31 protein-coding genes are annotated in these 26,789 nt (G+C 59.4%); 12 read left to right on the top strand and 19 right to left on the bottom strand.

Going from position 1 to position 26,789, the window contains the following annotated elements; all coding sequences use genetic code 11:
- Window positions 1–69 precede the first annotated feature (69 nt).
- The gene (locus tag IVA96_RS20515; RefSeq protein WP_247418919.1) at window positions 70–690 is read right to left on the bottom strand and encodes a twin-arginine translocation signal domain-containing protein; all 621 of its coding nucleotides are present in this window, start codon (window positions 688–690) and stop codon (window positions 70–72) included.
- Window positions 691–1,117: 427 nt separating this feature from the next.
- Here IVA96_RS20515 and IVA96_RS20510 point away from each other — a divergent pair, with 427 nt between their 5' ends.
- The 5 genes from IVA96_RS20510 to IVA96_RS20490 all read left to right on the top strand — a co-directional run bounded on the left by IVA96_RS20510 (window position 1,118) and on the right by IVA96_RS20490 (window position 4,917).
- Window positions 1,118–1,606, top strand: a complete 489-nt coding sequence (locus IVA96_RS20510) for a hypothetical protein (RefSeq protein WP_247418918.1) — start codon at window positions 1,118–1,120, stop codon at window positions 1,604–1,606.
- Window positions 1,607–1,781: 175 nt separating this feature from the next.
- Window positions 1,782–2,252 carry a hypothetical protein gene (locus tag IVA96_RS20505; protein ID WP_247418916.1) on the top strand — a complete coding sequence of 157 codons (471 nt, stop codon included), beginning with the start codon at window positions 1,782–1,784 and terminating at the stop codon, window positions 2,250–2,252.
- Between the two features lie 409 nt (window positions 2,253–2,661).
- Complete coding sequence (locus tag IVA96_RS20500) at window positions 2,662–2,844, top strand: hypothetical protein (protein ID WP_247418915.1); 183 nt, start codon at window positions 2,662–2,664, stop codon at window positions 2,842–2,844.
- Window positions 2,845–3,192: 348 nt separating this feature from the next.
- Entirely contained in the window at window positions 3,193–3,645 is a 453-nt protein-coding gene (locus tag IVA96_RS20495; protein WP_346347903.1) for a YfbU family protein, read from the top strand.
- A gap of 78 nt (window positions 3,646–3,723) precedes the next feature.
- Window positions 3,724–4,917, top strand: coding sequence for an AAA family ATPase (locus IVA96_RS20490; RefSeq protein WP_256465486.1), 1,194 nt, complete (start codon window positions 3,724–3,726; stop codon window positions 4,915–4,917).
- 409 nt (window positions 4,918–5,326) lie between these two features.
- Here the strand turns inward: IVA96_RS20490 and IVA96_RS20485 are convergent, their stop codons facing one another.
- Window positions 5,327–5,557, bottom strand: a complete 231-nt coding sequence (locus tag IVA96_RS20485) for a hypothetical protein (protein ID WP_247418909.1) — start codon at window positions 5,555–5,557, stop codon at window positions 5,327–5,329.
- A gap of 848 nt (window positions 5,558–6,405) precedes the next feature.
- On the opposite strand from IVA96_RS20485, the gene IVA96_RS20480 reads away from it, so the two are divergent.
- The 4 genes from IVA96_RS20480 (at window position 6,406) to IVA96_RS20465 (ending at window position 8,340) form a co-directional block, all read left to right on the top strand.
- Entirely contained in the window at window positions 6,406–6,885 is a 480-nt protein-coding gene (locus IVA96_RS20480) for a hypothetical protein (RefSeq protein WP_247418906.1), read from the top strand.
- Window positions 6,886–7,132: 247 nt separating this feature from the next.
- Window positions 7,133–7,408: a hypothetical protein gene (locus IVA96_RS20475; protein WP_247418904.1), complete on the top strand. Its 276-nt coding sequence runs from the start codon at window positions 7,133–7,135 to the stop codon at window positions 7,406–7,408.
- A 190-nt stretch (window positions 7,409–7,598) separates the two neighbouring features.
- Entirely contained in the window at window positions 7,599–8,144 is a 546-nt protein-coding gene (locus IVA96_RS20470) for a DNA ligase (RefSeq protein WP_346347902.1), read from the top strand.
- A gap of 34 nt (window positions 8,145–8,178) precedes the next feature.
- Window positions 8,179–8,340 carry a hypothetical protein gene (locus tag IVA96_RS20465; RefSeq protein ID WP_247418903.1) on the top strand — a complete coding sequence of 54 codons (162 nt, stop codon included), beginning with the start codon at window positions 8,179–8,181 and terminating at the stop codon, window positions 8,338–8,340.
- 1,343 nt (window positions 8,341–9,683) lie between these two features.
- Here IVA96_RS20465 and IVA96_RS20460 read toward each other — a convergent pair.
- From IVA96_RS20460 to IVA96_RS20450, 3 genes are all read right to left on the bottom strand, one after another.
- Window positions 9,684–9,845 carry a hypothetical protein gene (locus IVA96_RS20460; protein ID WP_247418901.1) on the bottom strand — a complete coding sequence of 54 codons (162 nt, stop codon included), beginning with the start codon at window positions 9,843–9,845 and terminating at the stop codon, window positions 9,684–9,686.
- A 98-nt stretch (window positions 9,846–9,943) separates the two neighbouring features.
- Window positions 9,944–10,123, bottom strand: a complete 180-nt coding sequence (locus IVA96_RS20455) for a hypothetical protein (RefSeq protein ID WP_247418898.1) — start codon at window positions 10,121–10,123, stop codon at window positions 9,944–9,946.
- Between the two features lie 317 nt (window positions 10,124–10,440).
- A complete protein-coding gene (locus IVA96_RS20450; protein ID WP_247418896.1) occupies window positions 10,441–11,037 on the bottom strand; it encodes a DUF2380 domain-containing protein in 597 nt (198 codons plus the stop codon).
- 438 nt (window positions 11,038–11,475) lie between these two features.
- Between IVA96_RS20450 and IVA96_RS20445 the strand changes: the two genes are divergently transcribed.
- A complete protein-coding gene (locus IVA96_RS20445; RefSeq protein WP_247418887.1) occupies window positions 11,476–11,727 on the top strand; it encodes a hypothetical protein in 252 nt (83 codons plus the stop codon).
- 866 nt (window positions 11,728–12,593) lie between these two features.
- On the opposite strand, the gene IVA96_RS20440 is transcribed toward IVA96_RS20445, so the two are convergent.
- The 12 genes from IVA96_RS20440 to IVA96_RS20385 form a co-directional block, all read right to left on the bottom strand.
- Window positions 12,594–13,424 (bottom strand): hypothetical protein, encoded by an 831-nt coding sequence (locus IVA96_RS20440; protein ID WP_247418886.1) that lies wholly within the window; start codon window positions 13,422–13,424, stop codon window positions 12,594–12,596.
- Between the two features lie 200 nt (window positions 13,425–13,624).
- Window positions 13,625–14,170, bottom strand: a complete 546-nt coding sequence (locus IVA96_RS20435) for a hypothetical protein (protein ID WP_247418884.1) — start codon at window positions 14,168–14,170, stop codon at window positions 13,625–13,627.
- Between the two features lie 130 nt (window positions 14,171–14,300).
- Window positions 14,301–16,001, bottom strand: coding sequence for a cadherin repeat domain-containing protein (locus IVA96_RS20430; protein ID WP_247418883.1), 1,701 nt, complete (start codon window positions 15,999–16,001; stop codon window positions 14,301–14,303).
- Between the two features lie 3 nt (window positions 16,002–16,004).
- Window positions 16,005–16,229 carry a cold shock domain-containing protein gene (locus IVA96_RS20425; RefSeq protein WP_247418881.1) on the bottom strand — a complete coding sequence of 75 codons (225 nt, stop codon included), beginning with the start codon at window positions 16,227–16,229 and terminating at the stop codon, window positions 16,005–16,007.
- A complete protein-coding gene (locus IVA96_RS20420) occupies window positions 16,226–16,486 on the bottom strand; it encodes a hypothetical protein (protein ID WP_247418879.1) in 261 nt (86 codons plus the stop codon). The genes IVA96_RS20425 and IVA96_RS20420 overlap by 4 nt, the downstream gene beginning before the upstream one ends.
- Window positions 16,487–16,521: 35 nt before the next feature.
- Window positions 16,522–18,561, bottom strand: coding sequence for a hypothetical protein (locus IVA96_RS20415; protein WP_247418877.1), 2,040 nt, complete (start codon window positions 18,559–18,561; stop codon window positions 16,522–16,524).
- A gap of 72 nt (window positions 18,562–18,633) precedes the next feature.
- Window positions 18,634–19,023, bottom strand: coding sequence for a hypothetical protein (locus IVA96_RS20410; protein WP_247418875.1), 390 nt, complete (start codon window positions 19,021–19,023; stop codon window positions 18,634–18,636).
- The gene (locus IVA96_RS20405; protein WP_247418874.1) at window positions 19,023–19,835 is read right to left on the bottom strand and encodes a hypothetical protein; all 813 of its coding nucleotides are present in this window, start codon (window positions 19,833–19,835) and stop codon (window positions 19,023–19,025) included. Before IVA96_RS20405 ends, IVA96_RS20410 begins: the two co-directional genes overlap by 1 nt.
- Entirely contained in the window at window positions 19,832–20,245 is a 414-nt protein-coding gene (locus tag IVA96_RS20400) for a hypothetical protein (RefSeq protein WP_247418872.1), read from the bottom strand. The genes IVA96_RS20405 and IVA96_RS20400 overlap by 4 nt, the downstream gene beginning before the upstream one ends.
- Window positions 20,246–20,261: 16 nt before the next feature.
- Window positions 20,262–20,849, bottom strand: a complete 588-nt coding sequence (locus tag IVA96_RS20395; protein ID WP_247418870.1) for a hypothetical protein — start codon at window positions 20,847–20,849, stop codon at window positions 20,262–20,264.
- A 529-nt stretch (window positions 20,850–21,378) separates the two neighbouring features.
- Entirely contained in the window at window positions 21,379–22,473 is a 1,095-nt protein-coding gene (locus IVA96_RS20390) for a hypothetical protein (RefSeq protein ID WP_247418868.1), read from the bottom strand.
- Between the two features lie 53 nt (window positions 22,474–22,526).
- Entirely contained in the window at window positions 22,527–22,766 is a 240-nt protein-coding gene (locus IVA96_RS20385) for a hypothetical protein (protein WP_247418867.1), read from the bottom strand.
- A gap of 70 nt (window positions 22,767–22,836) precedes the next feature.
- Here IVA96_RS20385 and IVA96_RS20380 point away from each other — a divergent pair, with 70 nt between their 5' ends.
- Together IVA96_RS20380 and IVA96_RS20375 are read left to right on the top strand one after the other, a co-directional pair.
- On the top strand, window positions 22,837–23,091 hold the full coding sequence (locus IVA96_RS20380) for a hypothetical protein (protein ID WP_247418860.1): 255 nt from the start codon (window positions 22,837–22,839) through the stop codon (window positions 23,089–23,091).
- 465 nt (window positions 23,092–23,556) lie between these two features.
- Window positions 23,557–23,790, top strand: coding sequence for a hypothetical protein (locus tag IVA96_RS20375; protein WP_247418858.1), 234 nt, complete (start codon window positions 23,557–23,559; stop codon window positions 23,788–23,790).
- 2 nt (window positions 23,791–23,792) lie between these two features.
- On the opposite strand, the gene IVA96_RS20370 is transcribed toward IVA96_RS20375, so the two are convergent.
- Window positions 23,793–24,557 (bottom strand): hypothetical protein, encoded by a 765-nt coding sequence (locus tag IVA96_RS20370; protein ID WP_247418856.1) that lies wholly within the window; start codon window positions 24,555–24,557, stop codon window positions 23,793–23,795.
- Window positions 24,558–25,309: 752 nt separating this feature from the next.
- Window positions 25,310–26,551, bottom strand: coding sequence for a Fic/DOC family N-terminal domain-containing protein (locus tag IVA96_RS20365; RefSeq protein ID WP_247418854.1), 1,242 nt, complete (start codon window positions 26,549–26,551; stop codon window positions 25,310–25,312).
- Window positions 26,552–26,789: the final 238 nt, after the last annotated feature.

The following is a 26,789-nucleotide window of genomic DNA, read 5'->3' as shown; positions in this document are numbered from 1 at the left end:
CGCGCTCGGCCTGTGTAGCGGGGCGGCCTCGCACGGTGGCCAAGGCTGGTCGGCGGTGATGCTGGGTTCTCATGCGACAACCCCTTCCTGCAGAGCCTGGAGGACGACGTTCTGAAGGAAGAAGTGCTGCCAGGACCGCTGCCTGCTCGTGGTCTCGTCGTCATCCAGGCAATCGGGCCAATGTATGCCGTCGACATCGTGCACAACGGCATACTCAACGATCGCAATCAGTCCGGCCATGGTAGTGGGCATAATGCTTAACAATTCGATCGCGATGCGATCGGCCTCCAGGCACGTTCGCATCACCTCGCGTTCGGACTCGATCCAGCGCGGATCATCGGTCTCGTAAATCTCCTCATCCCAGCGGTTGGCATTTGAGCGGCGCTTGTCCACCGGAAGACTGTCCGCAACCGCCCCGTTGTGGTCTATCGCAGCTCCATAGGCGGCATAGGCAGCCTTGTGGGCCTCGATCGCAGCAAATATCGGATCGGGTGCCAGCCCAGCGGCTGAAGCCGATCCGGGCAGCGGAAGTGCCGCACCAAGGGCAACTCCTCCAGCGGTGACAGCCGCGGCTTGGGCAAGGAATTGGCGTCGAGATGTCTCGACGGGATCAACGGTCGTCGTCCTGGCAACCTTGTTTGAGGACGAGTTTAGGGGTGGCGTGCTATGCACGCGATCAGCTCGAGTCATGGGATTTCCACTCCTGTGTGGCTCGGGTTAGAGCCGAGGCGGAAGGTGCAAGCTTCCCCTCGGCTTGCACTTACGGTACAACCACAATCATGGCGAAGTCAATAAAGGTTGCACCGAAAAGGCGGGGCAGACCGCCCTCTGGCGGCAGGGATCCGCATATCGCGGCGCGGATGCCAAAAGAGTTAATTGCTGAAGTGGAGGCGTGGGCGGCCGCGAATGACTCCACTCGATCTAATGCCATCCGCCGCTTGGTAGAACTCGGCCTCAAGGCGAAGGGAAAATAGCCGAGCGGGCAATAAGATCCGGGGGACCACAGCAGCTCGAGAGGACACGATGGCCGCCATTCCGGTTCTGATCACAAGCCTCGGCACACCGATCGCAGGCGCTCAATTTATTGGACGATTTCAAATTACTAGGAGGCTCACCTATGAGGTTTTTAGTGTTTTGTCTGGCCATCATTGGCCTCGCAGTCTTATTCGGAAATTCCTATAACGCCTCACCTGCTCAGCCAGCTATACGTGCCGAAAATGCGACAGATCCGGTTGAATATGTCCGCGCGATGATCGCCCAACCCCGCGCTGAGGTGAAGGGCGAAGTGGTCGGCGACGTACTCAAGGTGCAATTTTCAATGGACCCTTGGGCGCTGACCAAGGGCTGGGTGAAGACCATCTTCCAAAAACACGTAAAGGATATCGTCCCTGGGCTCTTCACCAAATTCCCTAACATTAAAGAAGTGACGCTTACCGGCATGGGTACCTTTAGGGATATTAAGGGGAATGAATCAGTTGAGAAGTCCATGGTCGTTAGATTTTCGCGGCAGAACGCGAGCACCGTGAACTGGAAAAACATTGACACTGAGAACGTGATGCGCGTCGCGGACTTTCAGTGGCATCATCCTGCGTTCGACCGAGACTGACGATCGAGCCTGCTGCACTAAAAGACGCAAGCAGTCGAGGCAATAGGGCGTAAAAAATCTTCGGGGGCGCCTCGGCGTCTGCCCGTGGACAAGGCTCCGTACTTTTACCAGTTCGGCGAACGACCTATTGATCTCGCGCGATGGTTGAGCTTGGATGCATCTCGGGGGGCGCAGAATGCGTTTTGTTGCAATTGCCATGCTATGTCTCGCGTTAGCGGGCTGCGGCACAAAATATCAAGAGATGGGATTTACAGGCGGCGTCGCGGCGCAGCAGATGACTGCTGACACATGGCGCATTCAGTCGCGAGGCAACGCCTATACGAACGCTGCTACAGTGCAGGACTATGTTCTTTTGAAAGCCGCAGAGACCACGCAAGCGGCTGGCGGAACCCACTTCCAGATCATCAGCGCGGCCGATGCAAGTCGGGCCTCCACGATCGTGACTCCTGGAACGAGCAATACAACTTTCGTTGGCAATCAGGCCTTCACGACCACCTCGCCCGGCAGCGTCGACACCGTGATCAGACCGGGCCAAGATGTCTATGTGCGCGTGCTGAAACTGCCTCCGGGTCCCCCGCCCCAAGGCGTTTATTCTGCTCAAGAGATCATCCAGTTTGTCGGATCGCGAGTTGAACGGCCAAAATGATAATCCTGAGAAGGTGGCTGTTTGGCCGTGCCAACTTTAGTGCCGCCTGTGAGATGCGACCATGTCTCTTTTTCCGCGAATGATCTTGGTTCTCTCAGCGTTGAGTGTCTTCAGCGCTCAGGGAGCGGCTGCGGCTTGCGGCGACAACGGCGGACCAGGTTATCGCAATCAGGCCGGGAAGTGCGTCGGCTGGGAAGCTCTCGCTCGCCAATGTGGAAATCCTCCGTCGACGAAGTGCACTCCAGAGCGGGTCGCAACTGGCGCCGAGAGCGCTGCCAGCAGCGGTGCAACGGTTCGCTCCTTGATGGGACAGGCGCACGAAGCAAAAAAGCTGCCGGCACCGTAGATAGCATTCCCTTGCGCTCACGCTGGGGTTGCGCTTGGATGGTCGTTTTAGGACGCGACCCATATGAGTGCCAAAGCGATTGTAGCGAAAATCCTAAGAGACGAACTTACCTCGATCGGCATCCGATCGTTGACGGACGATGAAGTGGAAAAAATTGCAAACGTCATATTCGAGCGGATAACCGATCTCGAGTTGGAACTCGCCGCTCGTGATCTCGCCTCATCGAGCGGCAAGGCAGACTCCTGAGGGGCGGCGGGTCAAAGGATCGATCGCGGCAATCCACGGCTTCTTGCCGATGCGCCGCTCCCTTCGCGCTCCCCTCCGGTAGACCCTGTGAATAGGTGGGATAAGCGCGTTTTCTGCCGTCGCCACTCGTTGTACGTGTCATGGTTCGACAATTCGGCGAATCGGCAGGCATGCGGCTCCCAATCTTCCGAAAGAGGTTTGAATAGGAGCTCGCGCTCGTCCCTGCCGCGATTTGCTTCATCAATTCATTGAAAGGAGTTAGTGCCGTGAAGATGAGTGACGGTGAGAAACTGATCATCCTGATGTTGACCGACATTTCGAAACGTTTGGGAGGCGAGCCGGACATCGATCCCAATCGTTGCGCAGACGATCTACGCTAACCAGCTATGGGGGTTCGATTGGCAATTTTCCGGCATTCCGTTCGAGCGAACGGATGAAACGCCTCCGGTCGTTCAAGAGACGGTCGATATCCTTGAGATGTTCAGCCTGACGATGTTTCACTTCCAGCAACTGCCCGAAGCAGAGCAAAAGCAGGTCCGCACTGAACTTGGGTACTCCGCGCACGGCCTCGACAAGTTTCCTGGTTTTGATGGCAACCACGACGATCATTATCGCGTCGCGAGTTACTTGATCAAACATCTCAAGCGCTTCAAGGATCTTCCCGGCGCCACGAACAATTCGCACACGCAAACATCTCTCCCGCGATACCGAAAGATGCTGAGCATCTATTTGCCAATCCGCGATCGGCTCGACAGCGGCCGGCTCGCTCCCAAGCAGATCATCGAGATCTTTTCGGCCTGATCGGCGCCCCCTTGCGCGGATGTTGCTAGGCAGTTTATACGTTTATAGTGAGATCTAACTATAATTGGATAACTTAATATGGATCCAGTACGGAACCCTTACGCCCCCGGGGCGGGAACTCCGCCTCCTGAGCTCGCGGGGCGTTCCGAATTGATCAACGAAGCCACGGTGGCGCTTCGACGCACCCAAGTAGGCAGACCCACTCAAAGCCCGATTCTTGTGGGCCTGCGAGGTGTCGGCAAAACAGTCCTTCTCGTGAAGATCAACGAACTGGCCGAGAAGGAGGGATTTCACACCGTTTCCGTCGAGGCCCACGAAGGGAAGACCCTGCCCGAACTTTTGGCTCCTGGACTGCGGAAAGTCTTGCTCACATTGAGCGCGATGGAGAGCGCGAAGGAATTAGGTCGCCGCGGCCTGCGCGTGTTTCGCAGTTTCCTAAACACCGTAAAGATGAAAATCCATGATGTGGAGCTCGGCCTCACCATTTCGCCCGAATTAGGGGCCGCGGATAGCGGGGACATCGAATCAGACCTTCCCGACCTGATGTTGGCGATCGGTCATGCTGCAAAAGCGGCGAAGCGGCCTGTAGCTCTCCTCCTCGACGAACTGCAATATCTCACAGATAGCGAGTTCAGCGCTCTCATCATGTCGATCCACAAACTCAACCAGAATAGTTTGCCGGTAATTTTGATCGGTGCAGGTTTGCCACAGATCCTTGGCTTAGCCGGCACATCAAAGTCATACGCCGAGCGCCTATTTAAGTTTCCTGAGATCGGTGCTCTTGACGAGAAGGACGCCATTAACGCGATCGTAAACCCAGCGCGGGATGAAGGAGTGTCGTTCGAAAAAGCTGCGGTGCATCAGATTTTGAACCTCACGGAGCGCTATCCTTATTTCTTGCAACAGTGGGCTCACGAAGCTTGGAATGTAGCCCAAGGATCTCAGATTCGAGCGAAGGACGTTGTCGAGGCCCACAACAACGCCATCGCGGTTTTGGACGAGGGATTTTTCAAGGTTCGCTTCGACCGTTGCACGCCCTCCGAACGCAAGTACATGCGCGCGCTGGCTGAACTTGGAAGCGGCATTCAGCGTTCCGGCGACATTGCTCATTTACTCAAGGTGAAGACAACAAGTGTTGCGCCAACTCGCAGCAGCCTTATAAAAAAGGGGATGATCTATTCGCCCTCGCACGGAGACACTGCTTTCACGGTTCCTCTCTTCGACCAGTATATGAAGCGAGCTATACCCAAATCAGAGTTCGACCGCCGCTAGCAGGCTTGCATCGGGCACCACGTTGTCGCTCCTCTCGGCAGGCGGGCTCTCGCAGTAGTCTGCCCAGTCGGCCATCATCCGCCGCCGCTTCTCCCTCATGTCGCCGCGGCGGTAGGCCACCTCGACCTTGTCTGATAACGACGTGAATCGGGCTTGCCGGCGCCCTTCTCGCCATTTCCGGCGGGCTCCTGGGCCCCTACAGGTGGTCACCGCCCCGAGCCTCGGACACCGACAGCGTCGCTCGTCCACGGCGTAGGCATCGTCCCCCTGGTCACTGACCGCAAGGCCCAGGAACCGCAACCCTGTATGGGAGCGATTTCCGCCATTCATGCCGGGGGCTACCACCCTAGCCTGGAATGTTCGTTCTGCCTCCGCAGCCCTATGAAAGCAGGTATTTCAGAGCGCCTCGTCAGGGAGCGGAGACAGAAGAGGCGATCTTCTGCTCAGCCTCAAGAACGCGTTCGCGAATTGCTTTCAATTCAGCAATCTGAGCAGCGAGCGCTTCGAAGCGGAACCGAAGAACAGCGGCGGCATCCGCTCGACCGCCGCGATTGCCCGCCTCGGGCAAGTTGGCCCATTCGAAGGGAGCGGCCGATCGCATTGACGCTGGGGAATTCTGGAAATGATGGAGACCAGTCATGGCCGAGCCTTCCGAGCGGGCGCAAGGGAAATGGGGTGGGAAGGCCGCGCCGCGCTTTTGTTAGAAGTGAGGCAACAATAAATCACGCCGTGACTCAAAAAGCATAAATTAAGTTAATTCAAATTAATCACGAATTATAACACTCACGCCGACGGCTCTGCCTTAGTGCTTCCTCGGATGCTTCCAGTCTGCTCTCCGGCCGAGCTGATTAAGGCGCTCTTCAAGGTCGCGCTTTGCTGTGATCAGCTTGACAGCTAGGACCTGCCCCACTGCGGTGTGCAGCGCCCACAATTCATCAATGGACATCGCGTCAAGGTGATCTCGATCCATGCCACCCGAGTCCTTGCAGATTATCCCGAGATGCGTGACTGAGGGAGATGCCCAAATTCTAGGCCAAGTCTCAGGCTACAATTAAGGCCCCGATATTAATTATTAAATAAATAATATATTAAATTTTTCTGAGCCGCCATCCCGCAGTTGCCTTAGAAAGGGGGCAGCCAGAGTAACGCTGGCCCCGGGAGGCTCGGAGACGCAGCCGCTGGCATCGCCGCGTGCACGGCGAAGGCCCGCCGCGAGCACGGCGGCGACCAGGCCCAGGGCGAGCCAGCCGACCACGGTCGAGATTGCCGTTGTACGCCTCCAAAGACCTGGCCCGATGTGCAGCCAGAAATACCCGTGGCGAGGCGGCAGTTCCTATTGAAAGTGACGCGCCCTACCTGGGCGTTGTGGGAGGCCGGGGCCGCTGGAGGTGCTTGGCGCTTGGGGAAGCACTGTGAGCCTCCTCACAGCTCTAATCGCCGTTCTGTTCGCTTCAGCACCTTGGCAATACTGTTCTTCCCGACAACTTGATGATTCCGGGACTGCACCAGATCAGCAAGGTTGGCTTTGGCTCGATCTATTCTGCGAAGCGCTTCTGCCTGCCGCATGCAGAAGCCAGTTATGGTGAGATCACGCCGCGCGGCCTGCACCTCGTGCAGCGCATGATCGATCGCCTCGGTAACGTTGTTGCCAACGATATCGACTGCCCTCGCTTCGAGGAAGATCCGCCCTATGGATTCCGAAAGCGTCGATACCTTTGCGACGGCGATTCAACGTTCGACAAGTCGTCTTTACCCAGGATCGCAGGAACGAGTTCGTCGTTCACAACCTTTTCCATTACAAATCGCACAAGCTTGGAGCGGGAGATTCCACGTTCCTTTGCTGCCTTCTGTAGATACTCGACTTCCAAGGGAATAACGACGTTCTTGATGGCCACAACGTGTCCGATGCTCTTTGTTTGCTCTCGTTTCTTGACCAGCAAAGTTGGTGAGAATTGGAAAGCACTGTGACAATCGACTAACGTATACACACCCAAGTTCTGCAGGATGCTGCATTGAAAACGGTATGAATTTACGTCACACCAGCAAACAATACCGTTGATCATCGCGGCGCCCTCCGCTCGAGGCGAGAACGCATTCGCCCGCCGGGGGGCATTTTGAGTCCGTCGCACCTACGAGCGGCAGTAGCTCACGCGACGGATGAGACCCAAAGGATTGATAATTTGCGAGGTACTTGCGATGCTGCTTTGATGGCGGCATGCCTCGCTCTGCTCGACGCCACACACCGACGCACGTTGACGGCCGACCTGTGAAGATCACCTTCCGCGAGATGCGTGAGATGGGCCTGCGCGGCGTCCTGGTCTATTGCCATTGCGGCCATCACGTTGCGCTCAACGCTGATCGCTGGCCAGACGATGTTCGCCTGTCCGATGTCGAGCCCCGTTTCGTTTGCGGCGGATGCGGCCACCGGGGCGCCGACGTCAGGCCGGATTTCGCGAGCGGCAGGCCACCCCAATTTGCGAATCAGAAATGAAGCCTTCCCGCCCACACCTGCATGAGCCTGCCACAAAGGGCGGCCCCAGCAGGGCGCCGCCGGGGCCGAATGGGATGCTCCGGATTCACGGGAGGCTCGGGGATACCGGAGCAGACAAGCAATTCGCGAGGTTGCCAGTTGTTCCCGACTCGTAAAAAGCTCCGAAATTCCTTATCTTTCGCCCATGCGTATGGCGTACGAGCTCTGCCTGGCCACCGCCGCCAAGCAAGTGCCCTCAGGGCCGGACTGGATTCACGAAGTAAAGCACGATGGCTACCGAATGCTGGTCATTCGGGAGGACAAGCGCGTGCGTCTACTCTCCCGCAACGGGACCGACTGGACGAAGCGCTATCCTTGGATCGCCGAGGCGGCGCTGAAGAACCGAGAGAAGCACTTCGTCGTCGATGGTGAAGCCGTGATCCTCGGCATCGACGGCATCTCTGATTTCAATGCCCTGCACTCGCGCAAGCACGACCATGAAGTCCAGCTCTACGCTTTCGATGTGCTGACTCTTGGTGGCGACGACCTACGCGATTTGCCGCTGCATTTGCGGAAGACAAAACTGGAGCGGCTACTGGCGCGACGACCGGACGGCATCACCGTCCTCCTTTCGAGCGCGGCGAGATCGGACCTGACTTGTATCGCGCTGCGTGCCGCATGGGCCTTGAGGGCTTGGTGTCCAAGCATCGCGATCGGCCGTATCGCGGCGGCCGGCAGAAGCACTGGATCAAGGTGAAGAACCGCAGCCATCCTGCCATGGAGCGGGAGTTATGACGGATGACGGCAAACCTGAAGGCTGGCAGCCGCAGACCGAACGGGACCATTTCATCCGCTGCCCGATCTGCGGAAAGATGCTGGATATGCGCGACTTGGGCGAGGTGATCTCTCACCTACACGGCCAAGAAGTCGAAGAAGAACCAACAGTGCATTGAACGCCCACGGGGTGCACCAGGCCCGAACTGGGGCGGCCTTACTGCTGTTCTAGCGCGTGGATATCATCCAGTAGCTCGGCTTCGAGCTCTTTGATGTGCTGAGCGGTTGGCCCCTCGCGGAAGTCTTCGGCGAGCTTCCGGCAGCGCTCTAGACGCTTTTCCAATACCCGCTTTTCCCGTTCGCGATCCATGGGAGCAAGATAGTACGACCGGAAAAAGTAGGAAGGTCAAAGTGTACAGACGCTACGCGGCGAACGGTCGCGTTCCTTCCGGTCTTGTTCACGGCCGGAGAACAGCGTGTGTTCACTACCGGAACCTAAGCCAAGCCACAAGTGCTTTCAACTAGGCCACTAGTGTCGGAAACAGGGCCAGCGCCCAGGAACGAAAGAGGCCGCTCACCTGAGCTTAAGAACCGGCCCGCCGTCATCGCGGACTCAATGGCCCCGGGGCTGGAAAGTCGCCGCCCGATCCATTCAAGCGGGCGGCGTTTTTGCTTCTGAAAACGAAAGGCCCCAGCCCGGGGCTGACCAGCTGAGGCCCTCGCCAGCAGCGCGTACTCTACGCTGCGCCACTCATTGCCCTCTCACTGTCACAAAACAAACTGTCCTAATTGCTTTGCGAGTGTCATGGGCGCGAATATCCACGCCCAGGGAGCGCGTGAGCGTGCCCAGGCGCCGGGCGGAGGCTGAAGCCTGAGGGCGGCCGCGCGACTCTTCCCGACAATCGGCCAGTGAAGGTTGTTCCTAACCGGTAAACGCCGCGCCCATGCCATCCAGCGGATCGCGTGGGAGCTATGAACTCCGGCTGATCGGGATCACCCCGCAGAACTCGCACGGTCGAATTTAATCTGGTTGCATATCATTTGAGACGCCGCCTCTACGTGTCGAGGGCGACGATATCAGCGGCGCGCCGCGTACGTGGTGCGTCGGGCGGCCCTGGTGCGTCCGCAGGCCAGCCCCCGGATGCCCGGGGTCGTTCCTAGCAAAATGCCATGGGATTCACATTTGATGATGCGGGAACATCGCCCGCAATTGACCATCCCTTCACCGGGGCTGGCGCCTTTCATCCCGGATTTATTATAACCCGGTAGGGCCGCTGTTCCAGAGCAGCGGCCCTTGCTTTTGACCCCGCCAGCCGTGAACCCACCTGAGGGGCGTTACCTTCTCAGGCGTCTACGATCCATCGCTGCCTTGATCTCGAATGCGGCGACGATCGCCGCGCACAATGCTGTGCCGCTGGTTGCCAGTATCAGGATCATTTCGACCATACTGGACTAACACTGACGCGGGGCGCTTAATCCAGCCCGCCAGCGTGAACCATCCAGGCCGCCAACTGAGGCGGCCTTACTTGGCGCGGATCCGGTTGAGGAGGTCAGAGAACATTGCAATTAAATCGAGAATCAAATCGTTTTTACCGCAATGATCAAGCAAGTCAGCTTCAATTTTGTCCCACTCTTCTTGGATTGGAAACTTGGGGATCAACTGCGTTTTCTCGCAAATGGCCATGGTGCAGTTGTGTCCTGGATCGGTACAACTTCAAGACCGTAAGATTACGGCAGCAGATTAGGCCGCTGCGCAAATCAAAGTAGGCCACTGACGGGGCCTTACTGCCTTGTATGGTGCTTCAATCGCGCGACGCGCCGCTCTCGGTGCCAGACTTCGAGGTCGTGCCCATCCAGGAATTGAGCCGCCTTCTCTTTGGCTTCTTGGTCGTTGGCGCAATCCAGCTCGTGCACGCCGGTGATGCGCCCATCACCATCAAGGATGTAAGCGCGGTAATCCATGGCAGTCGTTCCCTGAAGGGAACCATTATACCATGATCCAAGCGGCTGAAAAGCGAATTAGGACACTCCAAAATCAACTTAGGAGCGCCGGGACAATGTATTTCGAGCCCGGCGGCGTATCTCTTTAGGAAGGCTTTACCGCCTCAGCCTTCTGGCGTGAGCCGCCAGCCGCTGCCGGTCGTCATGCATTCGGCGCCGGCGCTTCATGACGGCCCCCGCAGCTCAATGTTCCACCGGGCGTCGTATTGGGGTCTAAGCAGACATTCTCTGCTCGACCAGAGTATTCCTGGTTGTGACCCGCATTGCAGATGCGCGGCCTATTGCTGCGCTCTGCTTTCAAGCAGCCGCTCGCGGACCTCCTCCGATACAAAGCGCTCCGCCCGCTGCCATGCCTCGTCATTGTCACCGCGGAACTGGAAGTACTTTCTGAACACGACGCGCTGGGCTGTTGTATCGATGGCAGCAATCCGCACAGTCTGCACCAGCGTGCTTAGCTTGTGAACGATGCCGATGATCAGGATCTGCGTGCCGGCCTGTGACGCCGCGCGCAGCCGATCGCGCAACGCCGGTCCGTCGGTCGGACAATTTGGTGCGCAGGAGGAGGGCACGAGCTCAAAACGCCGGTCTGCCGTGACCTCGATCCGCAGCGCGGTCATAAAAGCCCGCAATCGCTTTTCATGCACGGCCGTCTGATCAGTGGGCTCATTCGACGTGTCGATATAATCGAAATTGTCGACGGAGACGGCCAAGGCCTGGCCGGCCGTCGCGGCGGATGCATCTGAGATGAGGCTGGATCCTAGGAACAGACCGGCTGTGGTAAGAGCTTGCAACAGGGAGGCGTGGCGCATGGCGATGGCTCGATCTCCGTGGCTGAATTGCGGTGCGACTATAACCCTTCGCATCAACTGCTGCATTCCCTACCGCTATTCGGCACCGTCGTTCAGACCAAGTCGCGCCAATGTCCAAAGCCATTGGATATGGAAGCTTCCATAGGTTGCCGCCGCCTTTTCATCCAGCTGTCACGTGGCCTTTTTAGCATTAGCGTGCGGCGGCCGCCCCGTCGCACCTGGCTCCCCGTCCCTTTGGCTTCATGACCGCCAGACGGACGGGGAGTTGGCCGGGCGGCAAGTGCCGATTTTCACAGGATGCAGTGCATCTGATACCCAGCGAAAACTTCGTCGCCAACACCATCTTCGGCTTCTCCGGGGGGTAAGCTTCTCGACATTTGAATTGCCGTCCCTCGCCTCAAGCTGCACCTGCAAGAAATCAAGACCTCGGGCGCGCGCGCCGCGAAACCCCAGCGGGCGTTCCGTCGTTGATTAAAGCATTCACTTCGCACTTGAGGTCATTCGATGTGCAAAGTTGCGACTACTCATGAGGAACTGACGGTCAAGGTGCTCGCCGCCGTCCAAGCACATCAGGGCTGCGAGTTCGTGAAGGAGATCGCGATCACGCCGGTTCAGATCGTCGGGGCAGGAACGACCTGGCATGCGAGCCTTGTCGACAGCGGCTCCGCCGACCCGCAGCTCGCGGCCAGCGTGCTGAGACAAACCAGGGACGAACTAGAGCCTGCGTTCGAGCTGGTGGGCAGCCCCTCAGTGTGAGGAATAGCGATGCCAAAACCTGCGATACATCCGAACGACTTTCCAGTCGAGTCGGACAAGACGACCGTCAAGACCAACGAGGGTAAACCCCTTGCGGAGGCGGAAAGCGAGCCTGTGGCAGAGGAGATTGCGGACCGCTTAACGAGCAAGCTTACCGCGAAGAGAACGATAGATGGACGCCCTAGAGAAGAAACACACCGAGATTAGCGCGGGTACTTTTCTGCTCGGTGTTGTGACGCTGCTGTTCACATGCGTTTGGGTCCAGAGTCGCCCCCAGCCATGAGACGCCATAGCAGGCTAAATGACACCACGCGCCGCCATGACATGAAATACGCTTGGCTTTGGTGATCGCCGTACTCGTGATTTCGCCGGGCTGATGCTTGTCTGGGATTACGGCGTGGGCTGAACGAAGGGATCTCCATGGCAGATGATGACAGCACTAACTGGCCGATGATCATCGGCTTTATCGTCGCGATCGCAATCGCACTTGCTTCGGCGCATTTTCATGGTCAACTCTGATCCTCAACCGCATGTCTACGGGTCCTCGGAGCCACTAACGCTCCGTAATCGCGTCTTAAAACTGGGAACATGCCAGGACCAAGCTCGACGGTGCCCGTGATGTTTCTCCTAGTGCTGCTCAGTTGAGCCATCAGGCTACGATAATGCGGGACGTCCTCCTCAGCGCGGCCATCTCGGCGTTGATGATCCTAGTCACGCTCCTCGCGTTATCTTTGTTTAATTTGATCTAGCCTTGGCCGCAAAGCGTTCTATTTCGAGACTAGTGAGACGGCCGCCGGGCGCCGAGATCATCGGCGGGCCGTCATTCGTCCTTTTAGCGGCAGCAATTCCACTGTATCGCTGGACCGCTATTCAGACCCATTTCCTAGCTTGCGCCTGCCCAGCGAGCGGCGAGCGCGGATGATCTCGGCGCCGTTGACGCGCTCGCCAGCCAAGATTTTGGCCTCGAGCTTCCGGCGAAGTGTCTGTGACGTCGCCGAAGACGACAACTGTATCAAAGCGCGCCAATCGGCGTTGAACATCTCCGGGCGATCCCCGTATAGCCGGGCCACGCGCATCATCTCAGCGACAAGCTGGGAATCGTGAAGATCGAAGTGTTTGCGAACGGCGCAACCAAATGCCTTGTTGCTCGGCGTCATGTCTCGCAATGCCGCCAGCTTGCGGCCTAGCTCAATCCTCTGCTCAACGACCTTCCGGCGCCGCTCTTTCTTGCTGGACAGCTTTGCCGGCTCGGACTGCGGCGGGCAAAGGATGCGACGCACCTTGTTGCGGACGATCTCGCCGAGGACGCTCTGGACATCGCTCAGCCTGAAGTACTCCAGCGAGCGCATAGTCTCGATAATGGCGGTCAGTTTGATTTGGTCGAACGCCTCGATCAGCTCCAAGCCGCGGTCCGCGAACTCCTCTTTGCCGACCACAGACAAGACCGCGCTGACGAATGGCTGGCGAAATGCGTCCGCGTTGCCCTCAGATTCGAAGATGCAGCGACATGCCAGGATGATCTGCCCGCGGGCGTCGTGATCGAAATATTTGCGCCGATATAGAGTTCTCTGAAACGCGGCAAGCACCTCGGCGTCGGCGGGTGCGGCTTCGAGTGCATCGAGGATATCGCGGACTTCGGCGGCGAGTTCGGGAGTTTCCCAGCGATTCCGTACTGCCAGCAATTCGATCGCGTCCATATAACCCCCCACCTAAAACCGTGCTTTTGAATGCGGCGGCTACCCACGTAGCCCAAACGTCGAGCGGGCCTTCGCAGCCCCTGCAAAACAAGGGGTCTAGAGCGGAGACATCAGCTAAGGTCCGCCCCCGGGCGCGGTTACATCCGCCGGCGCCCGGGGGTGTGCTGGCAGGGCGAAGACCGCCCGCCAAACGATAGGCCTCACATCCAGATCTGCGGCATCAGATTGTCCACCGGGGCGCCGGCCTGCTGGACCGCGTCGGCAGTGGAGCCGTTGTTCGTTTCACCGCCCGTATCGACGCTGAGTGCGCTCTGGGTCGCGCTAACGATCTTGTACTGGACGATCATGAAGTCCGCGTTGTCCTGAATTTCCGTCCAGCCCGTGGCCGGCGTTCCATTGCCGGTGTTCAGACGCGCGCAGTGGATCAGGAAGTCGTTGGCGTTGGACGTGGTAATGGACCGCGCGCCCGAAGTCCCTGTGTACGGCAGGGCTCCGTTGGGGTCGAATGGGGTGGACGTGTCCGCCCCGCTGATGCCCCAGGCCGTCGCCGTGATGAAGCTGCTGTCCCCTGCCCCGAGGCTGACCGTGATGGCGTTGTTGAATGCGGCAACGGACGTCGTCCACCACAGCTCGATGATGAACGGGTCTGCGCCGGCGGTGGTGCGCCGCTGCCAGGTGTGGCCCCCGGTGTCGGTAACGCTGGAGACCGGGCCGCCGTTGATCTCGATCGCGATCAGAACGACCACGTTGCCGCTCGACGTCGTCAGCGTTCCTGCTGCCAGCGAAGAGCCGGAGCCAACCGCGTGAATTGAACCATCTAATGCTAGAGCCACTGTCCTACCTCGCCACAACCCTTCACCGCGCCACAGGAAATGGTCATGGCGGTGTGCCCCCATCGCTCCAGAAGGTGAAGGTAGTACCTGTCACCATGTTGACGTTGTCGTGGAAATTTCCGTCAGGCCCTGAGGCAGCGTAGTTGAACACGACAGAATTCGGGAAACCGCCACCCTTGAGTCTTGCGTAATTGTGATGGATGTCGATCAACTGGCTTCCTGGTGTGTACGGCGACACGTAGAAATTGATGTGCTGCGTGTCCGAAACGAAGAACGTGTTGTGATCAATCGTTCCTCCGTACCACGGACCACCAGGATCGCCGCAGACGCCCTGCACGGCCCCGCCGCCACTGATCTCGGCGCAAGTGTTGTACGAAAAATCAATCTCGATAATTGCGCCGCCATAGGTCTGCACCCAATCTGGATGCCAGCCTAGGGACGAATTGTATCCGGTGTCGTTCCAGACGTTGTACCTGCAGGTCCACTTCGAGATGGTGCCGTCGTTGTAGTACGACGAGATACTGAAGATGTCGCACGCGACATTGTGAATCCAGTTGTACTCGAAGATGTGATCCCCGTTCGCCCTGTAGTCTATCAGGAACTCTGGGGCATTCGTGTCTGCGCTCGTAACGCCGCCGTCAAACTCGCAGTAGCGGATCGTCGTTCCTGGATTGCCGGCACCGGGCTGGTTCCTGATCCACATAGTGTTGTATCGGAACTTACAGTTGGTGATGGTGGCGTTGTTTCCACCAATTTGGCTCACGCTTCCGACATTGAGGTACCAACCACCTCCCATGCTGAAGTCGTATCCATTGATCGTTACGTTATCGCCGAGAATAGTGACTATGCGCGAACCCGTGTCGACGCTGACGCCAGACATGCTGATGGTCGCCGGGTCTTTCAGCGTGACGCCGCTGTTGATGCCGGTGCGATAGTCAACACCAGCAACATTCCAGGGCGGTCGCACTGCCATGCCGCTCAACAAGTTCGGGAATTGCGCCGTTCCGGTCGGAGCATTCGCTGCTCCATCACCAGAGCTGACGCCGCTCGACGCCGTGATGCTGACGATCCCGGTGTTGCTGCCGAGTGCATTGGTGGCTTGCACCGTCAGGCTGTAGGCCTGCGCCGTCAGGCCCGACGCGCCTGCCGAGGTGACGGTGATGAGGCCGGAATTGTCGATCGCGAAGTATCCGGCGGAATTGCCCGCAGTGATGGACCAACCCGTCGGGGTGCCGCCGGCCGCGGACACGGTGCCGACGGTGGTCCCGGCCGCCGCCGGTATCGAAAGGGCGAAAGAGAAATTGGCAACAACCGGCGCAGCGCCGACGGTCACGGTAATCGCCTTCGGCGGGCTGGTGCCGAAGCTGTTCGATGCGGTGATCGTCAGATTATAGATGTTGTCGGGGGGCGCCGCCGAGAGGCCGGTGCGCATGTTGCCGCTGGAATAGATGGCGAAGAAGCCCGACGGATTCCCGGCGGTGATCGCGTAGGAGGTCGGGCTGTTGGTGGCGTCGACGTGCCCAATGAGCGCGTCGAAGCCGGGGTTGGTGCCAAGCGTGAATGAGGTCGAGGTGATGACCGGGACGCTCCCCAGCCCGGACGTCCACGACCAGCGTGCGGTGGCCTTGCCGGACAATGGCGTCGTGCCGCCGGAGGCGGCCTTCACCCGACTGCGGGAGAACGCCTTGCCGACAAGCGCGAGCGAGCCTGGAATGGGAAAGCGGACGCCAACACCAAAACGCATTTGTTATGCTCCGTCACTATCTCGATGCGGAGGGAGCAACCGCCCGGCCCGTCGGCGGCCGTCTCGCGTCGGCCAAGGTTCGTACTGGAGGCGCATCCGCACCTCTGGAATAATGCCAAGCTCCTTGAAGGCTTTGGCGTGAACGAAAACATCGCCGCCGCCGTCGTCGGGCTTGATGAAACCATAGCCCTTCAGGTCGTTGAATAATTTCAAAGTACCGCCGTTCATTTCGTCCTCGACAGGTGTTCGATCTGGTCCAGAAGCCGGTCAAAACGTTCTTCCGTTTCAAGCACAAAGCGCTCTGCATCGCCCGAGTCGGGTGCGCTGGCGTCAACATGAACGTTCGCGCGCAACTCCCGCATCAACTCCCTGCGCAAGGCATCGGGCACCGAACGCAATACCAGGCCGAGGGATGTCGACAGCATCACTTCGCCAACTATCTGACGGATTGCCACGCGGTCGAGCCGATCTTCGAGAGACTTCACGCGGTCCTCGAGATTTCGTCGTCGTCTCCACATCGTCACAGCGGCGAATTGCCAGCCGAGCCGACGTGCGGCGTTGCCGGCGCCGCGGCATCGGGGCTTGATTTGCCTGTCGAGCCGACGCCGTTGGCGGTATACTGCCCGGCCAGCTTGATCGCGTTCTGCGCGCCCTGGACCAAGGCCTCAAAATACTGAGACGCCTTCACCTCGATGATGTTCTTGACCTCACCGTGCACTTCGGCAGACCCGGTAAGCGCGGCCTGTACGTTAGCTCCCTCGAGCGACTGCACCGGTGGCATGGCAGACTTTCGAGGGTCCGCGGTCGGCATCGGGATGATCGGCCCACCGCCACCAAGTCCCGAGCGCTTCGCTGCCGCCGCGAGCTCTTCCTTGGTAACGACCGGTGGCATCGTTGCCAGGTCATTGGACTGATCGATCGCGCGCTGGAGATCGAACTGGCGTATTCTGAGACGCCCCCTTGCCTCATCGCCGATCGCCCACGAATCCAGCTTGGAGCCGAGGTCCCGGCGCTGCGCTTCCATATTTTCACGGCGGTTGCGCTCATCCGTTGGCGTGTTCCACCAATTCTGGACCGCGTGCAGGCCGGGCGACGACTCCGGCATCTTCCCGGTGCGCATGAACGTGGCATAGTTCGCGAAGTCGCCCGCCACTGTATTCATCGCGCTGGTTATGGTTTCGAGACCCATAAATGCGCCGCCGAGATCCAGCGCTTGCGTCTTCAATCCCTCAAGCGCCAGCGCCGCGTCCTTTGCCTGCAGATCAGGAACGCCCTCCAGCCCCGTCGTCTTGCGTCCGCGGGCCCGCTCTACGAGCGACTCGTCGATCAGGTTCGTAGCCATGAGGTCGGCGGCGTTACGGGCCGAGAAATGACCTTGCAGCCATTTGACGGTCGTGCCCTTGTCCTCCTCGCTCATGTGCTCGCCGAAATGGACGCCTTGCTTTTCCAGTAGCGGCTTGATGTGCTTTTGCGTCCACTCGTAATTATTTGAGATGTAACCTTCAGTATCGACGAGCTTGCCGTTCTTATCGAGCAGCCCGCTCTCACTGAGCTCGCCTTTGACCTTTTTCGTCATGCGGCCACCGACCAGCGCCGAAAGCCCCGTCGCCAATTTGTTGCCAAAACCGGAGGTGTGCGATGCCAGGATCGGGAAAACATTCTCCATGTAATCCTTGGACAATCCGTACTTGGCCGAGGATGCCGCCGACAGGTCCGACCGGAATTGCTCGCCGGTATAGTCCGGGTTGGCCGCCTTCGCCTTGGACCACATGTTCATGCCGGATGCGAAGTCGGCAGCGCTGTTCGCCTTACCAGCACCTTCCAGCGCTCGGACGACCTGCTCCAGTTCGTGCTCGTCACCGCCGGATATCCTGTTGGATATCCGCGCGCGCGCGTATGTGTCCGCGATCTCCTTGGCCCGGTCGAAACTTCCGAGGCGCGATGCGTTCTTTCGGAGATCGTCGAGAACGTCGGCCCTGGAAATGGTCGGGTACTTCGCTGACAGGCTATCGGCGAGGATGTTGGCTTCACCGAGCTGGGTATCGCTCAGGCCCATCTGTTCATAGCGGACTGCTGCACGGTTCTGTGCGCCAGCCGTCTTGACGGTTGCCCTGACCGCGTGACCGGCCATATAGCCGCCGCCTACGAGTCCTGCGGCGTGCAGGCCGAAACGTGCCGCACTAGATGCTGCGCTAGCGAAGAACTTCTTATGTGCCTTCTCGGCCTCGTCGACACCAGCCTTGATGTTTCGCCAGTGGTCGACCGTCTTGCCTTGCCATTCGTGGATCGCGCGAAAATAATGATCAGCCTTTGGCCGGCCCTGCTTCAGCGTATCGTTAAACAGCGCGAACTCTTTGCGCACGCCCTGCAGTTGCTTCTCGGATAACTGAAGTCTTCTCAACTCCTCGAACATATCGCCCGTAAACTTCAACCGCTTGATGCCCTCAAGCGCCTTCGCGTTCTTCTCGACCGACTTGAACTTTGACGCGATCTTGTCGAGCGTCGACCCGGTTTTGTCCGACGCCTGAATAACTGCGGTAGCGGTAATCGTCTTTGACATTTAACCGTTTCCTATTGAATTCGTGGCGCCGCGCGGCGTCTGACAACCGCGCGGCGCCAGACGCCGGCGGTTTCAAGATGTGCCCGCCGGCGGCGATTGATTCAGTCGGTTCAAGTCGCGGATAACCTCGTTCCACGATTCAGCAATCTTCAGCTTTGCGGCCTGCTCGCTCCGCATCCGCTGCCCCGCCTCGTGCGCTGCTTTGCGGGCGCGCACTGAGATTAGATCGTGCGATGCGTTGCTGGCAGCGGATGACGGTACCGGCGAGCGGTGACTGGCGTGATGCACGCTGGCGCTGTAGGTCGGAGTTGTTGCGTGCGCTGCGTAGCCGCCCCGTATGGCGGCCTCCTCCAGACACCCGGGACACTCGCTGGGCGACTTGGAGAGGTCGTGCTTGATCTGCTGCAGGCGTTGACACGCTGGGCAGTCGTAGATGGATTTACTGTAGTCGTGCGCAACCATCAGGCTGCCTCGATCTCGGCCTTTGTCGGCTCGGCGAGAGCATCGTCGGCGGGGACGAGTTCGATCAACTCGCGCGGCTTCCCGGGCTCAACAACGCGGCCGCGATCGAACAGCAGGCCGGGGCCATCGAACCGCGGCAGCCGCAGGACCATCGCCAACGGATCGAGATACTGGCGCTCGCCGGCTTCGAGATAAGTGATCTGCCGAAACCTTCGACGGACAACTTGGATATTGCGCATGTGGGATGGGATGTAGCCACGCTCATACGACCGCTCAACTACGACGTCTGGGTCGCCGACAATCTCGCCGTTTTGCTCGAAGGTCCACAAATCAACGATGTCCTCTGCGAGATCCTGTCGGGGAGCCGGGGCGCGATAGCGAGCGATGTGGTCGCCAGATAGCAGAGGTGCGTCGTCGTCACCCAGTTTACGATTGAACAACTCGACTGCCTCGGCATTGAGCTTGGCCTGCTCTGCCAGCGCGACCAGAACCGCTGCCGCCTGAGCGCCCTCCTCGGCAATGCGGCTGGCGAGCGCCTTTGATTGCCGTTCTAGTTCGACGCGGCGCGCTGCCCTGGCTGCGACGGTGGCATCGGCTGCATCTTGCTCGAGATCGGCCTCCAATTTCTGGACCAGCAGCGCGAGACGCTCGATTTCTAGTTCTGCTTCCTCGTGGGCAAGTCGCCATTTCGCGAACGCTGCAGACGTCTTAAGGGCATCAGTCCGCTGCTCGTTCAAGACCGTCAGCGCTGCGGTTGCCGCTGTAAGATCGGCGCGGGCCTGCTCGAGTTGTCGGTGAATCTTCAGCGTCACTTCGCGTCCTCGCTTTCGTAAACTGATGGATGATCGACAGTTATCGCAAGCTGGACGTTCTCCGCCACCGACACCGCGGACTTCGCGGACACCGCGAACGAGCACTCACCGCGCTCGACGCGAGCCGCGAACTCGTCGAACAAGTCGGCATCGACATACCAGGCGCCATCCGTGAGCCTCTTGGCCCACTCTGGGTGGTTTGAGCAAATTCGGCGTATGGTGTGCGGCTCGAATGCAAATCGCTTAAAAGCCTTCGCCGCCAGCTCCCAGCGAGGACGGCGTTCCGCGACGGGCTGCTTTCTCGGCGGTTCAGGCTGTGCACAGATTGCTGTTCCCTGCAGCAGTGCGCGCAGCGAACTGATCTCTGCCTCGATAACATCTAGTTGCGCGGCAATGTCGGCGCTGGTCATGTCGGGGTACTCTCCCTCACCGGCGCCCGGATAAGGCTTTAGCGCGGACGCGCTTCTTGCTCGGCTTGGGCCGACTCCGCTTCTTTGCGACCCGCTCTTCAGGCGAAACCACCTCGATCAGGTCGCCGTCGTCGGTCCTCAAGTGCGTCTTTCCCATCAACTTCATTGCGTGCGCAAAAAGTGCGCCCAGCGCCTGACCTTCCTCACGGTCCCAGATTGTCCAAAATAGCTCGCGCTCGGACTGCGACTTGGACTTAGCAGCCGTCAAAAATGACATCATCGCTGTGCTCCGCTGAATCGCGCTGCTCGCAGCTCGAACGTCTTCCAGGCCTGCACCGTCTTCGAAGGCCCGCTCGTTCAGCTGCGCGGCCATCCGGGCCAAGTCCTCGGCCTCATCAAAACACCGATCCCAATCTCGCTCGGACCCGCTGCTGTATAGTCGATAACGTTGGCGCGACAGCTCCAAGTCGTGCCCCTCGTCGCGCGCCGGGGGCAGGATCCTCTCGTCGACGAGTTGACGAATTCTGCGGTCCGTCAGCTTCAGGTCGTGAGCGAGCTCGATTTGGGAAACGAAAACTGGTTCGCGTGCTGTGGTTGCGGTCATCCATGTACTCCTACTGCTCAAACCGGAAGCGGAAGGGCTGATGCGGGCCGGCCCCAATATAGTGAAATGGAGCACGGTTCCGCCGCGCACGGTCGAGACCCGCCGAAAGGTACCTTGGAAATTTCGCGCGAATTTGCCTTCTCGCCGCCCCTGGCGCTGCCGCTGGTGCGGTGGCTGCGCGCGACGTGGAGAAACAGCTTGCCAATGGATCCGACGCTCACGGGTGGGCTTTCCACGATGCCGATTGCCGCTGATGCGTGCCCTCCAGCAGCCCCCGGCACCCGGACGGCTTGGTGCGACGAGCGGCTGTAGAGAGCGGTGCGGAGCGCCGACCAGCGGTACACAAGTATGTGTGTGTGAGCTCGTTCACACCCGCCTGCCCCATCGTTTGGCAGAGTGGCGCCATGACTGAGGACCACGAGCGCGTACCGCGATGGCTGGTGACCGACCTCCTTATTCTTGGGGTTGGAGCGGCCTTCATTGTCGCCGGGCTCTGGCTTGGATTGTAGTTCCAGCAAGGCAGGAGCGTTCATGCAGCCCTCCAGGCGCGGTTCATTGCCCCCAGCTTTTCGTCAATCTCGATTTCATGGATGAGCCAATTGCGCCAGCTCACGTCCCAATCGGTCGAATAGGTCCTCTGCGAAAGGTGGAAAAGCGTGAACTCATCAAACAGGTTCTGGACACAGTCCCGCGAGATACCCTCCTCGGCCGCGATCTCGCGTTGACGGCGCGTCAGCCGGAATGTCGAACGGATTCTCGTCTTGTTTGGCTTCCGCGATAGAGTGACATCGGGATCTTCATCCCAAAAAGCGCGCGCTGGGATCGGACCGTCAGGTCCGTCCGGTTGCCGAGCCAATGACTGGTCATCGGACAGCACGCCGGAGATCGACCCGATGGGGTCTTTGGCTTGTTGACCGACGCGCGCAAGCGCGCGTCCATTAAAATCCTTGTTTGTACGACTCTCGACGTCACGCTTTAATCCGTCACGCGTCCTAATATTACTTATGTCGCGTGACGCATTTTTCCGTGACGCACGATGGCGCCTTGCGCGTTTGGCATCCTGCGTCCTCTGCCGTTTCAGCTTTTCTTCCTCCGAAAGCTTAAGCGCCGGCCTGCCGCGCTTGCCGCCGGTGCTGCGGGCGGCGCGGTATTTGCGCGATCGTTTCGCAGCATCCTCTCGCTTCAGCGCATACCTGATCTCGTAGTTTGGGTCGTCATTGGCACCGATGAAACGAAACCGGAGATGCCGACTGATGCGCAGTGACACCTCAAGCACGGCAGCACACTGGTCATTGGACCAACGCTTGTTCGAGACCTCGGTCTTCGCGACAATCTGACTGAGTTCTCCGTCGGTCAGCCACGGTGCCCATTTTCGGCACCACCGCCGGACGGAACGTTTCGGGTTGGTCGGCCCCGCCAGCCAAGCGTGATCGGCGCCCCAACGAAGGATGCGCATTCCTCGTTCATTCCGGGGAAGCACTTTCCAGAAGCGGCGCTCGAACAATTTGCGTGCGTCCGCGAGCCGACTGCGGGCGAGTACAGCCTTGCTATCGCGATCTTCGTATTCATCGCTGCCAAATGTCTTGATGTCCGCGGTGTTTTGTGATTTTGTACTGGTACGCATATTAATCCTTTGACGCCGGTGGGCCCTCCAACCCGCCGGCGGTTTTTTGTGGGTTAAGCTAATTTCCCTTGGTTCTTCGGCAGATCCTCTATGCCGACGGCGTCAATGACGTCCGCCTCGTTCCGCAATTCGGTCACCACTTCGCCAATCGTGTATCCTTTGACAGCCTGCCGGCGCGCGAACCTGTGGATCGCCCACGCAAGCGCATCGGCGCGCTTGTCGCGCTCCTTCAGCACCACCGCTTCGGCTCGGTTCACCTCGCGAGCGAGTTCAAGATCGATTACGTTAGTCATGCTCAGCCTCTCTCGTTGAATTGACGGAAGTGTCTGCTGTGCCGCCGCAGCCAACCGAGCGAGCGGCAGCGTGCGACGATGTTCTGAGTGCTGCGATGCATTCGGCAAACTGCCGCGTCTCGAACGGCCCAAGCGGCTCGACCAGGTCGACCTCGAACAGCCCGTCGTCCCGCTGGACTATCGGCAGGTGGTGCATCACGGCGCCTCGGCCGCCTGCGCGGTGACGAAGCATCGAACGCCGCCGGAGCTAGTGACCTCGCACCACTCGGTATTCGCGAAGTGGCCGTTCGCCTCGATCTCAGCCCGCTCGTCCTCGAGCCGGTGACGCTTACTCGGCTTGCGGCTTGCTCGAAAGCACAGTTGCTGAAGGCGGCGCCGATGGTGGCCATCCGGAAGCAACCACGACAGCAGAAGGCCGAGCGCTGGTTTTCCGTCGGCGCCGCGCCTGGCGCGGCAACGGCGGCAGTATGCCCGGGCCTCGGTTACCGGCTTCCTTTTCAGTGAGACACGACGCTGAGACAAACATCGGGAAATATCGGGATTTCCGGCTGTCTCAGTTCTCGCCAAGCCATTGATATCTTGAGTTTGGGATGGGCCTGCCGGGCCCACCAGCGCGCTATTTCGGTGTGTCGGTCCACTTTAAGAACGACTCGCTCGGGCTATAAGAGCGATTCGATTCCGGGCTTTAAGAACGACTCGATTTTGTAAATCGATGCCAGATCAGGGGAAATCGGCGGCCGGGCTCGAAGGTGAACATTAACGCCGCAAAAATTTCGCCGTGGACAGGATAATGGGTTTTGCGCTGATCGCAAGCGGCCAGCAGCCGCTGGCTGTCGTGGTGCTGGTGCTGCTGCTGATGCCGCCGGTGATCATGCCCGGGCGGATGATGATCGACATGTCCATCATCATGCTGGTCGTGGTGGTCCCGCCGATGATCGGCGCCGGCGCCGATGAGGCCGGCGATGATCGCGTGCATCTTGCTGGGGCGATGATCGCCGGCCCGCCGTCGTGTACCGATTGTTAGCCCTAGCCCTCGTCCAAGCTTCCCAAGAACTGGTCTAGTGCCCGGTCGTCCGTCTCGGCTTGCGCGCGTTGGACGTCGCGGTCCAATTGGTAGACCAAGTCAGCCAGATGCCCGTCATTCAGCGAGGGGACGAGATCGAACGCCTCGCCTTCGATCACCAGAAGCGGGACGCCTTCATCACCGTAGTGCCTCAGCGCTTCCGCGGTCTGCTTCGGCAGCCACCCTTCGTAGTCCGAAAGCGGGACACGGAAAGAGCCATCATATTTCCGGAGCGTCAGGCGCCTGCTCATCAAGCCCTGGTACTCTCGGTCTCGTTGAGCTCGAGACCGGGCCTGACGGGCTCTTTCGTAGATGGCGCGCTTGACCTCGCGAAGCGCGTCCAGTTCGCCCGCCGCCGCGTTGCTGGCGAACGCGAGTTCTCCATCCGCGGTCCTGGCCAGAAAACCCCGCTTCTCCGAAAGGCGTCCCTTGTAGCCTTTCTTGATGGCGCAAGCCTGCCAGACGTCGACGGCAGTACGCGACGACAAACCGCGGAGAACCTGCGACGACACCTTCTTCAGACTCAGCGGATGGTAGGCCAGAACGGAATGCAGCCCGGCGTCGTGGACGTCGGTCGACCAGTTTCGATGGACCCGCAGAACGCTTCGGTTGAACATCACGCAAGCGTCTTGATGGTCGTCGACGATCTGCACTACCCATTGCGGGGCTCGGGCCGGCATCACCTGCCTCACTAGCGCCGCAAGCCGTTCGTCCGCCAGCACCGGCATCGGAAATCCTCCTCGTTCCTTGCCGATTTGCTCTCGGCTTGCCTACCAGAACTTTAAGGCGGAACGCCGCCGGCGATCCCGACGCGACGCTGTTCGATTCTTCCTCAACGAATCCTTCGAAATTTGTCGAAGCCGCCGTTTTCGAAGGCAACGCATTCTTTCCGATGAAGCGAAGCCGTCGTCGCCTGTCCTCGCGACCTTTCAAATCGTAACGATCAGTGGCGGCCCTCGTTCATCTGCGCTGACCGACCATCGAAGCACACGCGGATCTTCTCCCGCGCACGAAGAAACTCAGCGAGGGCGATGCGCCTGTTGGGCGCGTCGAGAAAGGAAGTGCGACGTGTCCTCCGTACGATCGGGCGCTTGCAGGCGGAACCTGCCTTATCGGGACTGCGATGTAGTCGTCTCCGGGAGCGATGATCCGTCCACCCCGGACACTCTCAGTTGCATCGACGCCAATACTGGCACGTTCGTCGGCATCGCAAGGATAGCAGATCATCGAGAGGATCGTCCGATCACGGACGAGGAGGTCGCGCGCATGATCGGGGGAACGTACCGGTTGGCGTCGATCGCTGTGGACCTGGAAATGGACCTGCTCACCCGGCGGACGCGACGCGTGTCAGACAAGCTGAGACTTCGCCGCCGGCTATGGCGTCGGCGGTACCGCCCCCTGACCTGGAGAGATGAGGTGGAGGACCCAGGGGACGCTCGCTCGCGGTCGCTTCAGTACGGCCCCCGCATTTAACGAGAGATCACGGGCCCTTCGGGCCAAGCGAGACCTCGTCGAGATCGGCCTCGTCCGCATCGACCTCGGCGAGGATGGGCTCTTCGCCGAACGGACGGTTGATGATGGCGAGAGCTTCGGGAGCGGCGTAGATCCGGTTTCGCGCGTATCCGGTCCTCTCCTGCAGAATGCCGGCTTCCTGTAATTGCGCGATGGCCTGATTTACTTGCGCGGGCGACACATCGAGCAGTTGTCCGAGGCGCTTCGCCGTCACAACCGGGTAGTTGTGAAGTTCGTCCAGGGCGCGGATGGCAGCAGATCCCTTTCGGAATTTTCGGCGCTCCCTCCAGCGCCCCGACAAATCCGACAGTGCCGTCCGGGTGCGGATGAGCTCTTCGACGGTACCTGTGACGGCGTCGGCCATGAAGGTGATGATCGGCTCCCAGTCGAGCCGCTGTTGAGCGTCCTTGAGAGAAGCGTAGTACGTGCCCTTCTTGCTTTCGATGTAAGGCGAAAGGTACAAAGGCACGTGCTTCTCTGCCGCCATCATGAGCGGAAGCAGAAGGCGACCGACGCGTCCATTGCCATCGCGGAACGGGTGTACCGCCTCGAAATGGGTGTGCGCGATCGCCATGCGCGTGATGAACCCTTGCGTCATCTGCTGCATGCCTTCGTTCCGCAGGTAGTCGACCGTCTGGGCAAGGCAGTCGGGCACGTCATCGGGGGGCGGAGGATTCAGGCTGGAATATGCGATGTCTTTGTTTCCGCCGATCCACACGACGCGCGTACGGAGATCGCCGGGAACGTCCTGATAGTCGGGGTCGTCCTTCATCACGGCGCGATGGAGGTCCTTGATCAGGTCCATGGTGAAGACGCTATAGCCGGCCTTGGCGGCTCTAGGGATGAATCCGTCCAAGGCAACGGCGTAGTTGCGGACTTGACGCGCTTCGTCCCGGGCGCCGTCGTCGCCCGTCTCTTCGACGGAAAGCAGTTCGTCGAGAGTGCTCTGGGTACCTTCGATCGAGGAGGAACTGACTGCCTCTCGTCTGGTCAGGACCCGGCTGACGATGTAGGGGTCCTTCATCTGGGCGGCGATGGCGTCGACCTTGCCGAAGGAGGCTTGGGCGGCTTCCAAGGCTTTCACCGCCCCGCCCACGAACACGCCGTCCTCCGGGGGTGCCGGCGGGACGATCCCGTAATGAGAATCGTAGGGCGGCGGAAGCCGCTTCAGGGTCTCGCGGATCGTATGGCTGAGATCGCTGCGCTTCATAGGAACCCAGAATAAGACGTCGTTTTCCTGTTTTATATTTTGGGTTTCGGCAAAAAGCCATAACAGGGTGAGATCGCGGGGCAGCTTATTTTGGCTTTTTGGGTCTCACGCCTCCGTTCTTTAAGTTCCCATTAACCAAGCCATGACCCTCAAATGGGTACTCGGAAACGGGAATTAGGCCGCCAAACCGCGCCAACCGCGGTCCGTTTGAGGAGATTCGTGAGAAGATTCTCGCTGC

This window comes from Bradyrhizobium sp. 159 (genome assembly GCF_023073795.1).
Lineage (GTDB): Bacteria > Pseudomonadota > Alphaproteobacteria > Rhizobiales > Xanthobacteraceae > Bradyrhizobium.
The sequence above is the reverse complement of the archived record's forward strand: the minus strand, read 5'-3'. Positions and strand labels throughout refer to the sequence as shown.

Excerpts from the sequence above, each read along its gene's own strand:
- IVA96_RS20515 (WP_247418919.1), bottom strand. The coding sequence starts at position 690 with ATGACTCGAGCTGATCGCGTGCATAGCACGCCACCCCTAAACTCGTCC.
- IVA96_RS20510 (WP_247418918.1), top strand. The coding sequence starts at position 1,118 with ATGAGGTTTTTAGTGTTTTGTCTGGCCATCATTGGCCTCGCAGTCTTA.
- IVA96_RS20505 (WP_247418916.1), top strand. The coding sequence starts at position 1,782 with ATGCGTTTTGTTGCAATTGCCATGCTATGTCTCGCGTTAGCGGGCTGC.
- IVA96_RS20500 (WP_247418915.1), top strand. The coding sequence starts at position 2,662 with ATGAGTGCCAAAGCGATTGTAGCGAAAATCCTAAGAGACGAACTTACC.
- IVA96_RS20490 (WP_256465486.1), top strand. The coding sequence starts at position 3,724 with ATGGATCCAGTACGGAACCCTTACGCCCCCGGGGCGGGAACTCCGCCT.
- IVA96_RS20485 (WP_247418909.1), bottom strand. The coding sequence starts at position 5,557 with ATGACTGGTCTCCATCATTTCCAGAATTCCCCAGCGTCAATGCGATCG.
- IVA96_RS20480 (WP_247418906.1), top strand. The coding sequence starts at position 6,406 with ATGATTCCGGGACTGCACCAGATCAGCAAGGTTGGCTTTGGCTCGATC.
- IVA96_RS20475 (WP_247418904.1), top strand. The coding sequence starts at position 7,133 with ATGCCTCGCTCTGCTCGACGCCACACACCGACGCACGTTGACGGCCGA.
- IVA96_RS20470 (WP_346347902.1), top strand. The coding sequence starts at position 7,599 with ATGGCGTACGAGCTCTGCCTGGCCACCGCCGCCAAGCAAGTGCCCTCA.
- IVA96_RS20465 (WP_247418903.1), top strand. The coding sequence starts at position 8,179 with ATGACGGATGACGGCAAACCTGAAGGCTGGCAGCCGCAGACCGAACGG.
- IVA96_RS20460 (WP_247418901.1), bottom strand. The coding sequence starts at position 9,845 with ATGGCCATTTGCGAGAAAACGCAGTTGATCCCCAAGTTTCCAATCCAA.
- IVA96_RS20455 (WP_247418898.1), bottom strand. The coding sequence starts at position 10,123 with ATGGATTACCGCGCTTACATCCTTGATGGTGATGGGCGCATCACCGGC.
- IVA96_RS20450 (WP_247418896.1), bottom strand. The coding sequence starts at position 11,037 with ATGCAGCAGTTGATGCGAAGGGTTATAGTCGCACCGCAATTCAGCCAC.
- IVA96_RS20445 (WP_247418887.1), top strand. The coding sequence starts at position 11,476 with ATGTGCAAAGTTGCGACTACTCATGAGGAACTGACGGTCAAGGTGCTC.
- IVA96_RS20440 (WP_247418886.1), bottom strand. The coding sequence starts at position 13,424 with ATGGACGCGATCGAATTGCTGGCAGTACGGAATCGCTGGGAAACTCCC.
- IVA96_RS20430 (WP_247418883.1), bottom strand. The coding sequence starts at position 16,001 with ATGCGTTTTGGTGTTGGCGTCCGCTTTCCCATTCCAGGCTCGCTCGCG.
- IVA96_RS20425 (WP_247418881.1), bottom strand. The coding sequence starts at position 16,229 with ATGAACGGCGGTACTTTGAAATTATTCAACGACCTGAAGGGCTATGGT.
- IVA96_RS20415 (WP_247418877.1), bottom strand. The coding sequence starts at position 18,561 with ATGTCAAAGACGATTACCGCTACCGCAGTTATTCAGGCGTCGGACAAA.
- IVA96_RS20410 (WP_247418875.1), bottom strand. The coding sequence starts at position 19,023 with ATGGTTGCGCACGACTACAGTAAATCCATCTACGACTGCCCAGCGTGT.
- IVA96_RS20400 (WP_247418872.1), bottom strand. The coding sequence starts at position 20,245 with ATGACCAGCGCCGACATTGCCGCGCAACTAGATGTTATCGAGGCAGAG.
- IVA96_RS20395 (WP_247418870.1), bottom strand. The coding sequence starts at position 20,849 with ATGACCGCAACCACAGCACGCGAACCAGTTTTCGTTTCCCAAATCGAG.
- IVA96_RS20390 (WP_247418868.1), bottom strand. The coding sequence starts at position 22,473 with ATGCGTACCAGTACAAAATCACAAAACACCGCGGACATCAAGACATTT.
- IVA96_RS20385 (WP_247418867.1), bottom strand. The coding sequence starts at position 22,766 with ATGACTAACGTAATCGATCTTGAACTCGCTCGCGAGGTGAACCGAGCC.
- IVA96_RS20375 (WP_247418858.1), top strand. The coding sequence starts at position 23,557 with ATGGGTTTTGCGCTGATCGCAAGCGGCCAGCAGCCGCTGGCTGTCGTG.
- IVA96_RS20370 (WP_247418856.1), bottom strand. The coding sequence starts at position 24,557 with ATGCCGGTGCTGGCGGACGAACGGCTTGCGGCGCTAGTGAGGCAGGTG.
- IVA96_RS20365 (WP_247418854.1), bottom strand. The coding sequence starts at position 26,551 with ATGAAGCGCAGCGATCTCAGCCATACGATCCGCGAGACCCTGAAGCGG.